The organism is Sandarakinorhabdus sp., from assembly GCF_987265915.1.
The window spans coordinates 1,868,667-1,882,000 of record NZ_OZ503948.1 but is presented as its reverse complement, the minus strand read 5'-3'; the positions used below and the strand labels follow the sequence as shown (position 1 = coordinate 1,882,000).

Annotated in this window: 12 protein-coding genes and 2 pseudogenes; 9 read left to right on the top strand and 5 right to left on the bottom strand. The window is 64.9% G+C overall.

Going from position 1 to position 13,334, the window contains the following annotated elements; all coding sequences use genetic code 11:
• Positions 1–28: 28 nt before the first annotated feature.
• Positions 29–1,030, top strand: a pseudogene (locus tag AC6UUM_RS09130) (ABC1 kinase family protein); the annotation flags it as partial.
• A 311-nt stretch (positions 1,031–1,341) separates the two neighbouring features.
• Here AC6UUM_RS09130 and AC6UUM_RS09125 read toward each other — a convergent pair.
• On the bottom strand, positions 1,342–1,815 hold the full coding sequence (locus tag AC6UUM_RS09125) for a YbaK/EbsC family protein (RefSeq protein WP_500801970.1): 474 nt from the start codon (positions 1,813–1,815) through the stop codon (positions 1,342–1,344).
• A 178-nt stretch (positions 1,816–1,993) separates the two neighbouring features.
• Here AC6UUM_RS09125 and AC6UUM_RS09120 point away from each other — a divergent pair, with 178 nt between their 5' ends.
• The 3 genes from AC6UUM_RS09120 (at position 1,994) to hslO (ending at position 5,105) form a co-directional block, all read left to right on the top strand.
• On the top strand, positions 1,994–3,181 hold the full coding sequence (locus AC6UUM_RS09120; protein ID WP_500801969.1) for an aspartate aminotransferase family protein: 1,188 nt from the start codon (positions 1,994–1,996) through the stop codon (positions 3,179–3,181).
• Between the two features lie 107 nt (positions 3,182–3,288).
• Positions 3,289–4,215, top strand: a complete 927-nt coding sequence (gene argF, locus AC6UUM_RS09115; RefSeq protein WP_500801968.1) for an ornithine carbamoyltransferase — start codon at positions 3,289–3,291, stop codon at positions 4,213–4,215.
• Positions 4,215–5,105 carry an Hsp33 family molecular chaperone HslO gene (gene hslO, locus AC6UUM_RS09110; RefSeq protein ID WP_500801967.1) on the top strand — a complete coding sequence of 297 codons (891 nt, stop codon included), beginning with the start codon at positions 4,215–4,217 and terminating at the stop codon, positions 5,103–5,105. The genes argF and hslO overlap by 1 nt, the downstream gene beginning before the upstream one ends.
• A 38-nt stretch (positions 5,106–5,143) precedes the next feature.
• Here the strand turns inward: hslO and AC6UUM_RS09105 are convergent.
• Positions 5,144–5,251 (bottom strand): annotated as a pseudogene (locus tag AC6UUM_RS09105) (PEPxxWA-CTERM sorting domain-containing protein); the annotation flags it as partial.
• A 566-nt stretch (positions 5,252–5,817) separates the two neighbouring features.
• Between AC6UUM_RS09105 and queC the strand changes: the two are divergent.
• Both queC and queE read left to right on the top strand, forming a co-directional pair.
• Positions 5,818–6,504 (top strand): 7-cyano-7-deazaguanine synthase QueC, encoded by a 687-nt coding sequence (queC, locus tag AC6UUM_RS09100; protein WP_500801966.1) that lies wholly within the window; start codon positions 5,818–5,820, stop codon positions 6,502–6,504.
• Positions 6,501–7,133, top strand: a complete 633-nt coding sequence (gene queE / locus AC6UUM_RS09095) for a 7-carboxy-7-deazaguanine synthase (protein WP_500801965.1) — start codon at positions 6,501–6,503, stop codon at positions 7,131–7,133. The genes queC and queE overlap by 4 nt, the downstream gene beginning before the upstream one ends.
• Positions 7,134–7,136: 3 nt before the next feature.
• Here queE and AC6UUM_RS09090 read toward each other — a convergent pair whose 3' ends face one another.
• A complete protein-coding gene (locus AC6UUM_RS09090) occupies positions 7,137–8,852 on the bottom strand; it encodes a DUF885 domain-containing protein (protein ID WP_500801964.1) in 1,716 nt (571 codons plus the stop codon).
• A gap of 15 nt (positions 8,853–8,867) precedes the next feature.
• Positions 8,868–9,314 (bottom strand): preQ(1) synthase, encoded by a 447-nt coding sequence (queF, locus tag AC6UUM_RS09085; RefSeq protein ID WP_500804942.1) that lies wholly within the window; start codon positions 9,312–9,314, stop codon positions 8,868–8,870.
• Positions 9,315–9,426: 112 nt separating this feature from the next.
• Between queF and sseA the strand changes: the two genes are divergently transcribed.
• The 3 genes from sseA (at position 9,427) to AC6UUM_RS09070 (ending at position 12,154) form a co-directional block, all read left to right on the top strand.
• Positions 9,427–10,266 (top strand): 3-mercaptopyruvate sulfurtransferase, encoded by an 840-nt coding sequence (gene sseA, locus AC6UUM_RS09080; protein WP_500801963.1) that lies wholly within the window; start codon positions 9,427–9,429, stop codon positions 10,264–10,266.
• A 114-nt stretch (positions 10,267–10,380) separates the two neighbouring features.
• Positions 10,381–11,586, top strand: coding sequence for a cystathionine beta-lyase (gene metC / locus AC6UUM_RS09075; RefSeq protein ID WP_500801962.1), 1,206 nt, complete (start codon positions 10,381–10,383; stop codon positions 11,584–11,586).
• A gap of 31 nt (positions 11,587–11,617) precedes the next feature.
• Positions 11,618–12,154 (top strand): chlorite dismutase family protein, encoded by a 537-nt coding sequence (locus tag AC6UUM_RS09070; RefSeq protein ID WP_500801961.1) that lies wholly within the window; start codon positions 11,618–11,620, stop codon positions 12,152–12,154.
• A 14-nt stretch (positions 12,155–12,168) separates the two neighbouring features.
• Here the strand turns inward: AC6UUM_RS09070 and prfB are convergent.
• A protein-coding gene (prfB, locus tag AC6UUM_RS09065) for a peptide chain release factor 2 (protein WP_500801960.1) occupies positions 12,169–13,297 on the bottom strand; the annotation gives its coding sequence in 2 pieces (ribosomal slippage) (positions 12,169–13,227 and positions 13,229–13,297; 1,128 coding nt in all).
• Between the last annotated feature and the right edge of the window lie 37 nt (positions 13,298–13,334).

Sequence of the window (13,334 nt, the reverse complement as noted above, 5' to 3'; positions counted from 1 at the left end):
GGCGCACCGGCCAAGGCATTGACGCGCCATGTTGCCAACCCGCCCCACCCACAAACCGCGCGCCGTTCCGTCGTCCCGCCTGTCGCGTCTTGCGGGGTTCGGGCGGCTGGCCGGCGGCATTGTCGGCAATGTCATCGGCTCTGGCGCCGGCCAGATGCTGAAAGGCCAGCGCCCCGATCTGCCCAGCCTGCTCCTCACCCCGGGCAATGCCAAGCGCCTGGCCGATGAACTGGCGCGGTTGCGCGGCGCGGCGATGAAGCTGGGCCAGTTGATCTCCATGGACGGCGGCGACATCCTGCCGCCGGAATTGACCGACATAATGGCGCGGCTGCGATCAGACGCCGATCCGATGCCGCAGGCGCAGCTGGAACAGGTGCTGGTTGCCAGCTGGGGGCCGAACTGGCGCGCGCAATTCCGGCATTTCGATGATCGCCCGATCGCCGCTGCCTCCATCGGCCAGGTCCACCGCGCCACCGCCATCGATGGTCGCGATCTGGCCATCAAGGTGCAATATCCGGGTGTTGCCGCCAGCATCGACGCAGACGTGGACAATGTCGCCACGCTGGTAAAGATGTCGGGCCTGGTGCCGGCCGGCTTTGCCATCGGGCCATTGCTGGTTGAGGCCAAGCGCCAGTTGCACGAAGAATCAGATTATGGGCGGGAAGGCGAGATGCTGGTCCGCTATGGCGCACTGGCCGCCGGCTGGCCCGATGTGGTGGTGCCATCGCTGGCCGCCGACCTGTCCACCCCGACCATCCTGGCCATGGGCCATGTAAAGGGCGTGGCCATCGATCGCACCGCCGCGCTGCCACAGGCCGAACGCGATCGGGTGATGACGCTGATGCTGCGGCTGCTGATGGCGGAATTGTTCGATTGGCGGCTGATGCAGACCGATCCGAATTTCGCCAACTACCGCTATGATCTCAACAGTGGCCGGCTGGTGCTGCTGGATTTCGGCGCGGCGCGCGAGGTGCTGCCGGCGACCAGCGATGCCTATCGCGCCATGCTGGCGACCGGCATGGCCGGTGATGATGAGGGCCTGCTCGCCGCCATGCAGGGCATTGGCCTGATCCCGCCGGATGCGCCGGCTGCAATGCGGAACACGTTGATCGACATGGCCCGCGATGGCTTTGCGCCGCTGCGCCATGACGGCGACTTCGATTTCGGCGGCACCGGTCTTGCCGCCAATCTGAAGGCGCAATCCGCCACCCTCATCGCGGCGCGCGAGCATTTCCGGGCGCCGCCGCCGGACCTGTTGTTCATTCAGCGCAAGATCGCCGGCATGTATCTGCTGGCCGCCAAGCTGAAGGCGCGGGTGGACGTGGCGGCGCTGGTGCGGCCCTACACCGATTCAGGCAGCTTGCAGGCATCCACCCAGCCGCGCGACACCAGCGCCGCCAGCCTATCCGGCGCGATTTCGACCGAGGATTCGCGCGAACCGGCGGCCGGAAACACGGTCGGATAGGCCTGCAACGACACATCCAGCCACACCGGCAGCGCCGTCGCCAGCCCGAACGGGCAGACGCCGCCCACGGCATGGCCAGTCAGCGCCAGCGTCTCCTCGGCATCCAGCATGCGCGGCTTGCCGCCCAGCGCCGCCCGGCATTTCTGATTGTCCAGCCTGGCATCACCGCGCGTTACCAGCAGCAGCGCCTCGCCATTCACCCGCATCGCCAGCGACTTGGCGATGCGCCCCGGTTCGACTCCCAGGGCTGCGGCCGCCTCGGCCACTGTTGCGGTCGAAGCGCCGGGCACGATCACCGGCACATCAGGCGCATGCGTCGCCAGCCAGTTCAGAACATCTTCATGGGCCATGGGCTGCAAATTGCCGGGCTTTGTGCCCGCACACAAGCCTTGGCAGGAGGGGTTGAGGCGCGGCGGCCAAATCGCTATAGCGCAAGTATCAAGGCGTGCTCGCTCGGGGCCGCCTTTTTGCGTTGCACTTCATGCGTTTTTTGGCGCCCGCATCCCGGCGCCGCTTGGGAACGAGACGATGACGATCAGCCCGCTGATGCCCGTATATGGCCGGTGCGAGGTTGCGCCGGTGCGAGGCGAAGGTTGCTATCTCTATGATGCACAGGGGCGCGAGTGGCTCGACATGGCGAGCGGCATTGCCGTCAATTGCCTGGGCCATGGCCATCCGCATCTGGTCGCTGCCATCCAGAAGCAGGCCGCCACGCTGATGCACACCTCCAACCTGTACAAGGTGCCGGCGCAGGAGCATCTGGCGCAGCGCCTGGTCGAGCTGACCTTTGCCGACACGGTGTTCTTCACCAACAGCGGTGCCGAAGCCATCGAATGCGCGGTGAAGACCGCCTTTTCCTATCATTATGCCGCGGGCAACCCGCACAAGCATCGCATCATCACCTTTTCCAACGCCTTCCATGGCCGCACGCTGGCGACCATTTCCGCCACCGATCAGGAAAAGCTGCGCAAGGGCTTCGAGCCGCTGCCGGACTGGTTCAAGGTGGTGCCGTTCGACGATCTGGCCGCTGCCGAAGCCGCCATCGACGATAGCGTCGGTGCCTTCATGGTGGAGCCGATCCAGGGCGAAGGCGGCATTCGCCCGGCCAGCCCGGAATTTCTGAAGGGTCTGCGCGCGCTGGCCGATGCGCATGGCCTGCTGCTGATCCTGGATGAAGTGCAATGCGGCGTCGCTCGCACAGGCGCGCTGTTTGCGCATGAACTCTATGGCATCACGCCCGATATCATGGCGATCGCCAAGGGCATTGGCGGCGGGTTCCCAGTCGGCGCTTGCCTCGCCACCGAACGCGCCGCCGCCGGGATGGTGATCGGCACCCATGGCAGCACCTATGGCGGCAATCCGCTGGCAATGGCGGCCTGCGAGGCGGTGCTGGATATCGTTGCCGAGCCGGAATTCATGGCCCAGGTGCGCGAGATGGGCGTGCGCCTCACGCAGGCGCTGGAACAGATGATCCCCAACCATGATGATCTGTTCCACAGCGTCCGCGGCGCCGGCCTGATGCTCGGCCTGAAGCTGAAAAGCGACAGCCGCGCCTTCGTGGCCCACGCCCGCAGCCATGGCATATTGGCTGTGGCCGCTGGCGACAATGTCGTGCGCCTGCTGCCGCCGCTCACCATCGGCGAACAGCAGATTCGCGAATGTGTGGACCGGTTGTCGGCCGCGGCGCGCAGCTATCAGCCGGCGGTTGCTGCCTAACTGCTCCCCTCCCCTTGCACGGAGGGGCCGGGGGTGGGGCCGTGCCACTGGCCCCACCTTCCCCACCCCCAACCCCTCCCCCAAAGGGGAGGGGAGGAACTTGAAAAATGCCGCATTTTCTTGATCTTGCCACTGCCAAACCCGCCGGTCTGCGTGCCATCCTCGATGAAGCGCATCGCCGCAAGGCGGCGCGCGCAGGCTGGCCCAAGGGCCGCATCGACGCCGATGCGCCGCTCGCCGGCCAGGTGCTGGGCATGATCTTCGAAAAGCCCAGCACCCGCACGCGCTTTTCCTTCGACATGGCAGCGCGCCAGTTGGGCGCCACCACGATCGTTTCCAGCGCCGGCGAAATGCAGTTGGGCCGCGGTGAAACCATCGCCGATACCGCCCGCGTGCTCGGCCGCATGGTCGATGCGCTGATGCTGCGCACCAACAACCATGAAAAGCTCGAAGCGTTGGCCGAACATGCAACAGTGCCGGTGATCAACGGCCTGACCGATCTGTCCCATCCCTGCCAGGTGATGGCCGACATCATGACCTTCGAAGAACGCTGTGGCCGGCTGGTAACGGGTTCGACCTGGGCCTATGTCGGCGATGGCAACAACATGACCAATTCGCTGATCGAGGCGTCATCCCTGCTGAAGTTCGATCTGAAAGTGGGCGTGCCGCACGGGCTGGAACCGGATTCCGGCGTGATGGCCATGGCCTGCGCGCGCGGCGGCTGCATTGATGTGCTGCACGATGCCAAGGCCGCCGTCGATGGCGCCGATGTTGTGGTGACCGACACGTGGGTGTCGATGGGCCAGGCCGACACCAAGGAGAAGATGGCGCTGTGCCAGCCCTTCCAGGTGAATGATGCGCTGATGGCGCGGGCCAATCCCGGTGCGATCTTCCTGCATTGCCTGCCGGCGCACCGCGGCGATGAAGTGACCAACAGCGTGATGGACGGGCCACAATCGGCCGTGTGGGATGAAGCCGAAAACCGGCTGCATGTGCAGAAGGCCATCTTGCTCTGGTGTGCGGGGCTGATCTGATGCGGGTTGAAGGCATCGCCCCCACCGCCGATCGCACGCTGGGCTTCATGGTGCCGGCGCGCGGCGCGCGCGGCCAAGTGGTGCGGCTGGATGCGACGCTCAATGCCATCCTCGCCGCCCATCCCTACCCCGAACCGCTGATCCGCCTGCTCGCCGAAGCACTCACCCTGACCGCGCTGGTGGGTGCCACGATGCGGCTGCACGACGGCCAGGTGACGGTGCAGGCCTCGGCCAAGGGCGGCCCGGTGGAATTGCTGGCCTGTGACTGGCGCAAAGGCGAGCTGCGCGGCCACATCAAGTTCGATGGACAAGTCCCTGTGACGGAAGGCATGAGCCTGCCCGAACTGTTCGGCAAGGGCTATCTGGCGATCACCGTCGACCAGGCCGCATCCGAAGAACGCTGGCAGGGCATCGTGCCGCTGGAAGGCCATAGCCTGGCCGCTGCGTTGGAAGGCTGGTTCGGCCAATCCGAACAATTGCCGACGCTGATGCGCATCGGCGTGGCCGGCAGCGCGCAAACCGGCTGGCTGGCCGGCGGGCTCATTGTGCAGCATCTGGCCCGTGCCGAAATCGGCGGCGAACGGCTCGATGCCGGTGACCAGCATCCGGATTGGGAGCATGTCGCGGCGTTGGCCGGCACCATCAGTGCCGAGGAATTGACCGATCCTGATCTGACCGCCGAAGCCTTGCTGTGGCGGCTGTTCCACGAAGAGCAGGTGCGTGTCGTGCCGGGGCCAAGGCCGGTGAAGGGCTGCCGCTGTTCAGCGGCGCACATCCGCGACGTGCTGATGCGCTTTCCGGAAGCCGAACGCATCGACATGCGCGACGACAAAGGCCTGATTTCGGTGGACTGCCAGTTCTGCAGCCGCGTGTTCGCGATTGCAGCCTGAACCGCTGCCGGGCGCAGGCGCACCCGGCAGCGCAAGTTTCAGGCGAGGAGCGCGATGCGCCGGCGCTGGAACGCACCGACCAGGCCAAAGCCGGCGATCAGCATCGCCCAACTGGCCGGTTCCGGCACGGCGTTTGTGAAGACCGTCGGGGTCGCTGTCGCAGTGCTGCCATCGAACGTATCGGCATATTGGTAGGTGTTGAAATCCGTGATCTGCGGAATCGACGGGCTGTTCTTGCTGATTGAAAAATAGAAATCGCCCTTCATCCAGTAGAAATCGGCAACAGTGACCTGGCCACCAGAAACGGTGAGGGCCACCTGCGTGTCGCCGAACGTCGCATCGTTGCTGCGACGGGGAGAATATCCGCCACCCAGTGAGCCGGGCAATGGCGAGGTCAGCAACGTGATTCCGATGTTGCTGCCCAGATTGTTGCCCTCAACAAGACCGGTCAGCCGGGCCGTGACTGGCGCGAAATTGCCGGTGGTGCTGGTGAATGGCGTGAAGCTGGCAATCACATCAAGCGCAGCAGCCGGCACCGCGCACAGCAGGGCGGCTGCTGCGCACATCGAACGAAACACCATGTCTGGAAGACCCCTGTTAACAATGTCTCAAGATATAGACATGAGTGAATTGCTAATAATTAATTTACAACCGGTCAACCCCCTATTTTGCAAATTTGCCAAGGCCGCCGCCCTGGTTGTAAGGCAGCGCCATGAATGCATCCTCCCGCCTGGCCGTCATCCTGCTGTCGGGCGGGCTGGATTCGACCACGGTGGCGGCCATCGCCAAGACGCAGGGCTGGCGCATCCTGGCGCTGACCATCGATTACAACCAGCGCCATCGCATCGAGCTTGACCATGCCGCCCGCGTCGCCGCCGCGCTGGGTGCCGAACGCCATATCGTGCTGCCGCTGGACCTGACCGGCTTCGGCGGTTCGGCGTTGACGGCCGATATCGCGGTGCCGAAAGATGGCGTGATGCCCGGCATTCCGGTCACCTATGTGCCGGCGCGCAACACGATTTTCCTGTCGGTGGCGCTGGGCTGGGCGGAAGCCGCCGGTGCGCGCGACCTGTTCATCGGCGTGAACGCGCTGGATTTCAGCGGCTACCCCGATTGCCGCCCGGAATTCATCGCGGCGTTCGAAACCATGGCCAACACCGCCACAAAGGCCGGCGTGGAGGGCGAGCGCTTCCGCGTGCACACCCCGCTGATGGCGCTGGACAAGGCCGGCATCATCGCGGCGGCGCACGCGGTGCAGGCCCCGCTGCACCTCACCTGGTCCTGTTACGATCCGACGCCGGAAGGCCGCCCGTGCGGCGCGTGTGATAGCTGCCGCCTGCGCGCCAAGGGCTTTGCCGAAGCCGGCGTGGTGGACCCCGCCCAGCGTCCTACCCTATGACCTACGCCGTCAAGGAACTCTTCCTCACCCTGCAGGGCGAAGGCGCGCAGACCGGGCGCCGCGCGGTGTTCCTGCGCTTTGCCGGCTGCAACCTGTGGACCGGCCGCGAGCAGGACCGCGCTACTGCCGTCTGCACCTTCTGCGACACGGATTTCGTCGGCACCAACGGGCCCGGCGGCGGCAAGTTTGCCGATGCGCTTGACCTGGCCAGCACGGTTGCCGCCTGCTGGGGCGACACGCCAGACCATCGCCTGGTGGTGTGCACCGGCGGCGAGCCGCTGCTGCAACTTGACACAGCATTGGTCGAAGCCCTCCACGCCCACGGCTTCGAAATCGCCATCGAAACCAACGGCACCCAAGTACCGCCGCCGGGCATCGACTGGATCTGCGTGTCACCCAAGGCCGATGCACCACTGGTACTCACCGCCGGCAATGAACTGAAATTGGTCTATCCCCAGCCCAAGGCCATGCCTGAACGTTTCGCCGCCCTGCCCTTCACGCATTTCTTCCTGCAACCGATGGACGGCCCCGACCAGGCCGCCAACATCCAGGCCGCCATCGCCTATTGCCTCGCCCACCCGCAGTGGCGGCTGGGCCTGCAGACGCACAAGGTCATCGGCATCGCCTGACCATCACGGCGCCGGCTTGGCCTTCTCCCGCGCGATCCAGGCCAGCATTTCCGCCTCCATCACCGGCAGCGGCACACTGCCCATGCCGAGCAATGTATCGTGGAACGGCCGCTGGTCGAAGCGCGGGCCCAGTTCAGCCTCGGCCTTCGCGCGCAGCTCGCGGATCTTCAGCTCGCCCAATTTGTAGGCCAGCGCCTGGCCCGGCCAGCTGATGTAGCGGTCCACTTCCACTTCGATATCGCGACGCGACAGCGCGGTATGGTCTTCCAGATAGGCGATGGCCTGGTCGCGGCTCCAGCCCATGGTGTGCAGGCCGGTATCGATCACCAGCCGCGCGGCGCGCCACATTTCAAAGGTTTCGCGGCCGAATTCCTCATAGGGCGTTTCGTACATGCCCAATTTGGTGCCCAGCCATTCAGTATAGAGGCCCCAGCCCTCGCCATAGCCGGAGAAATAGGTGCGGCGCCGGAACGCCGGGCGGGCGGGCGCCTCCAGTGCCATTGCGGCCTGGTGGCTGTGGCCGGGCACACATTCATGCAGCGTGAGCGCCACCAGATTGTAGAGCGGCCGCGATTTCAGATCATAGGTGTTCATGAAGCAGGCATCGAGCCCACCGCGCCCCGACGTATAGACCGGCGCGATCGCATCCGGCACGGGGCGCAGGGTGAAGCGATAGCGCGGCAGCGTGGTGAACACCTGATCCAGCTTGCCATCCATCTTCTTCATCACCAGCGCCGAAAACCCCAGCAGCTCGCGCGGCGTGCGCGCATAAAATTGCGGATCGGTGCGCAGGAAGGCCAGGAATGCCTTGAAATCACCGGTGAAGCCGGCCTCACGCATGGTGCGCTGCATATCGGCATCGATGCGCGCCACTTCGCGCAGGCCAAGCGCATGAACGTCGGCCGGCGCCAGATCGAGCGTGGTATATTCGCGGATCTGATCGCGATAATAGTTGAGGCCATCCGGCAAATCCCGCGCGCCGGTCGTCTTTCGCGTCGCCGGCAGATATTCGCTGCGCAGGAAGCCCAGCAGCCGCGTCTGCGCCGGATTGACGATGGTATCGATCACCAGCCGCGCCTCGGCGCGCATCGCCTCCTGTTCGACTGCCGGCATCTGCGCCGGCATCGACCGGAAGGGCGTAAAGAAGGGGCTGTCCGCCGCGGGCTTGATCTGTGCCGCCAGCGTCTCGTCACGGCCGACCATGGTCACCGCCGGCGGCGTGAAACCGCGCTTGGCCCCGGCGCTCATGTTGGCCATATGCTCATCAAAATAGCGCGGCATGTCACGCAAACGGCTGAGATAGTTTCGATATTCCTGGGGTGTGCGGAATGCCGCCTGCGCCGGCAGATAGCTCCAGATATTGCTGTCGCTGTTGATCGGCATTTCATACTGGCGCCAGCCGATGCTCATCACTTCGCTGCGCAGCGATTCGGTCAGCACCGCCTTGTTCAGCCGCTCTTCTGGCGACAGATCGGCATCGGGAATCGCGGCCATGCGCTTGAGCACATCTTGCCAATAGGCCCGGCGCTGCGCCTGGCAGGCCGGCGTCACGCACGACAGGCGATTGCCCGGCCTGGTCTCGATCCCGGCCTGCTGCTGCCCGGTCTGCCCCAGCCGCCACTGCCATTCCGCGTCGTAAATCGCCTTTAGCTGGCTATCCGCGGTTTGCGCCGCTGCGCTGCCGGCCAGCAATATGGCCGCCAAGATCGTGCGAATCATCAAAGTCCCCCCAATTCATCCCCGGCCGCGATACGTCGGCACGCCCTGATCGGGCAACCACAGCCCATCAGGCACCGGGCCACTTTGCCAGAACACATCGATGGGGATGCCGCCGCGCGGATACCAATAACCGCCGATGCGCAGCCAGACCGGGCGCATTTCTGCCACCAGCCGCTGCCCGATGCCCACGGTCACATCCTCATGAAAGCCGGCGTGGTTGCGAAAACTGCCCAGAAACAGCTTCAGCGCCTTCGATTCGACAATGGTCGCGGCCGGCACATAATCGATGACGATATGCGCGAAATCCGGTTGACCCGTCACCGGACACAGCGAGGTGAATTCCGGGCAGGTGAAGCGCACCAGATACAGCGCATCCGGTCGCGGATTGGGCGGATAATCCAGCACGGCCGCTTCGGGGCTGGCGGGCAAGCCTGAGGTCTGGCCAAGATGCAACACGTCCACCACTTATCGTCTCCATATCTTCATCTTCGCACCGCTTGGGGGTGACATGCGGGCAACGCGTAATTATGTCACCTCAGCAGCGGACGGAACAATGATCCGCGGGGAGTGACGCATGAACCTTCTGGTGTCCACTGATTGGCTTGCCGCAGAGATGGGCAAATCAGACCTGCGGATCATCGATGCCACGCTGTTCCTGCCGGGGTCTGGCCGCAACGCCCGCGCCGAATTCGAAGCCGCCCATATCCCTGGCGCCGTATTCTTCGATGTCGAGGAGGTGTCGGACACTGCGAATCCCTTGCCGACCATGTTGCCGCCGCCGGAGAAATTCGCCTCACGCTGCCAGGCGCTGGGCCTGGGCGATGGCAGCCGCATCGTCATCTATGACAACAGCCCGCTGCATTCGGCGGCGCGGGTGTGGTGGATGTTCAACCTGTTCGGTGCCCACGAGGTTGCCATATTGGATGGCGGTTTCGGCAAATGGCAGGGCGAAGGCCGCGCGGTCGAAAGTGGCAAGCCGATCGTGCGCCATCGCCACTTCACCGTCTGGGCCGACAAGAGCCTGGTGCGGGACATGGGCCAGATGACCGAGAATCTGCGCACCAAGGCCGAACAGGTGGTGGACGCGCGCGGCGCCGGCCGCTTCGCCGGTGCCGAGCCCGAACCGCGCCCCGGCGTGCGCCCCGGCCATATGCCCGGATCGCGCAACATCCCCTATTCGGCGTTGTTCGCCGAGGATGGCACCTACAAGCAAGCAGCCGAGATCAAGGCGCTGTTCGACGCGGCCAATATCGATCTGGCCAAGCCGCTGGTGGCCACTTGCGGGTCCGGCATCACGGCGCCGGTGCTGGCTTTCGGCGCTGCGCTGCTCGGCAAGGCCAATGTTGCGGTCTATGATGGCAGCTGGAGCGAATGGGGCGCGCATCCGCACAATCCGGTGGTGACAGGGGCATAACCCCTCTCCGTTGACGCTTTGCGTCGCCTACGGCTGACGGGAGAGGGCGACTCGGCGTCTTCGCCGAAAGGCCTGCCCCGGACTTGATCCGGGGGGTGAAGGTGAATTTCGAATATGACCGCACGCCGACCAATTCCAACCGACCTGTCCACCCTCGGCATCGGCACCCAGCTGGCGCAGGCCGGCCGGGATCACGCGCACGACATGGTCAATCCGCCGGTGGCGCGCGCCTCGACCATCTTGTTCGACAATCTCGCCGATCTTGATGCCGCGCTGCGTGATCCCGATGCCGGGCTCTATTATGGCCGGCGCGGCACGCAGAGCCATTGGGCGCTGGAAGACGCACTGACTGCGCTGGAACCGGGCGCCGCCGGCACCAAGCTGTTCCCGTCGGGCGTGGCGGCCATCACCGCCAGCTTGCTGAGCTGCCTGAAGGCCGGCGATGAGCTGCTGGTCACCGACAGTGCCTATGAACCCAGCCGCACGTTCGCCGATCAGCTGCTGAAGCCGCTGGGCATCAGCACCCGTTATGTCGATCCCTGCTGCGGCGCCGGCATTGCCGATCTGGTGTCTGAGCAAACCCGTGCCATCCTGCTGGAATCGCCGGGATCGCTGTCGTTCGAAGTGCAGGACCTGCCGGCGATCACAGCGGTCGCGCGCGCGCGCGGCATCACCACCATCATCGACAACACCTGGGCCACGCCGCTGCGCCTGCAACCGCTGGCGCTGGGCGTGGACATCAGCATCCAGGCGCTGACCAAATATGTGGCCGGCCACAGCGATGTGATGATGGGCAGCGCGACGGCAACCGCTGCGATGTGGCCGCCCCTGAAGGCCACCAGTTACCGGCTCGGCCATCATGTCTCGGCCGATGATACGGCGCTGGTGCTGCGCGGCCTGCGCACATTGGGCCTGCGGCTGGACCGGCATGAACAATCGGCACTGCGCATCGCGCGCTGGCTGGAAAGCCATCCGGCGGTCGATCGCGTCTGGCACCCTGGCTTGCCGTCCCACCCGCAGCACGCGTTGTTCAAACGGGATTTTTCCGGCGCCACCGGCCTGTTTGCTTGTGTTCTGAATCAGGGCAGCCGGCCGCACACCGCTGCGCTGATCGACGGGCTCCAGCATTTCGGCATCGGTTTTTCCTGGGGCGGCTATGAATCGCTGGTGCTGCCGGTGGAGCTTGACCGCATCCGCACAGCCACCCACACCCCCCTGCCCGGCCCGATCGTGCGCCTGTCGATCGGGCTGGAGGATGTGGACGATCTGATTGCCGATCTCGATTCCGGGTTGGCGCGCTATATGGCCCAATTCGCGTAACCAGCGCCGCATTGGCAGCGAACCTGCTGCCATGATGACGAATATCAGCCTGTTTGCCGGTGGCGATGTTGGCCCCTGGCGTGTGGTCAGCCAGCGCACACTGGTTGGCCCGCCCATCCCGGCGTTCGCCCGCCTGTCGATCGGGCCGGATGCGTTTCCGATGGGCGCGCCGCGCTGGCGTGCCCGCGGCTTTACCAGCAATCTGCGCTACACCACCGCTGCCGAACGCTCCGTGCTGCTGGCCAATGGCGCGCCGGCGAATCGCGAGGATCGCTGTGCCGTGCTGATTCCGATGCGCAAGAATGCCGCCTGGTGGGGGATGGCGCAGGATGAGCGGCTGGCGATCTTTGCGCGCGCGCAGCATACGCGCATCGGCCTGTCGGTGCTGCCCGCGGTTCTGCGGCGCCTCTATCACAGCCGAGACCTTGGCGAGACCTTCGATTTCCTCACCTGGTTCGAATTCGCCCCGGACGCCGAACCGGCCTTCCAGACGATGCTGGCTGACCTGCGCGCCAGTGAGGAATGGCGTTATGTCGATGCCGAAAGCGAGATCAGCTTGCGCCGCTGATCAATCGACACGGATCAATCCACGTCGTCCACGTCCACCGCGTCGCCGGTTACCCGCTGTGACAGGGCGGCGGCCATGAACGGATCGACATCGCCGTCCAGCACATCATCCGGGCTGGTGGAGGTGACCCCGGTGCGCAGATCCTTCACCAGCTGATAGGGTTGCAGCACATAGGATCGGATCTGGTGGCCCCAGCCGATATCGGTCTTGTTGGCTTCGGTCTTGGCGGCTTCGGCTTCGCGAATGGCGAGTTCGCGCTCATAGAGCCGCGCTTTCAGCATCTTCATCGCCGTGGCGCGGTTCTTGTGCTGGCTGCGTTCATTCTGGCACGCCACCACCACCCCGGTGGGCACGTGCGTGATGCGGATGGCGCTGTCGGTGGTGTTGATATGCTGGCCGCCGGCGCCCGACGCCCGGTAGGTATCAATCCTGAGATCGCTTTCCTTCACCTCGATCTCGATATCATCATCCACCTGCGGATAGACCCACACGCTGGCAAAGCTGGTATGCCGCCGCGCCGCGCTGTCATAGGGGCTGATGCGCACCAGCCGGTGCACGCCGCTTTCGGTCTTGGCCCAGCCATAGGCTTGGGCGCCTTTCACCAGCAGCGTGGCATTCTTGATGCCCGCGGTTTCGCCGCTGTTGAAATCCATCAACTCGACCTTGTAGCCATGTTTTTCGGCCCAGCGCTGGTACATGCGCAGCAGCATGCTGGCCCAATCCTGGCTTTCGGTGCCGCCAGCGCCGCTGTTGATTTCGATATAGGTGTCGTTGTTGTCGGCCTCGCCCGACAGCAGCGCCGCCACCTTGTCGGTCTCGGCCTTGGCAGCAAGCGCCTTCAGCGCGGCGACGCCATCTTCGACCAGCGCCTCGTCGCCTTCGGCTTCGGCCATATCGATCAGTTCGCTGGTGTCGGCCAGATCGCGTTCGATGCTGCGCGTCGCAGTGATGGCTTCATCCAGCCGCCGCCGCTCGGTCATCAAGGCTTGGGCAGCCTTGGGATTGTCCCACAGCTTCGGGTCTTCAACCCGCGCGTTCAGTTCATCTAGGCGGCGGAGGGCACGATCCCAGTCAAAGAGACCTCCTCAGCAGGTCGAGCGCCTGCTTGATCTGGAGGGCAGCGGATTCGGCTTCGGCTCTCATGTCTTGGGTCCAATGAAACAGAGGCAGCGGGATAGAG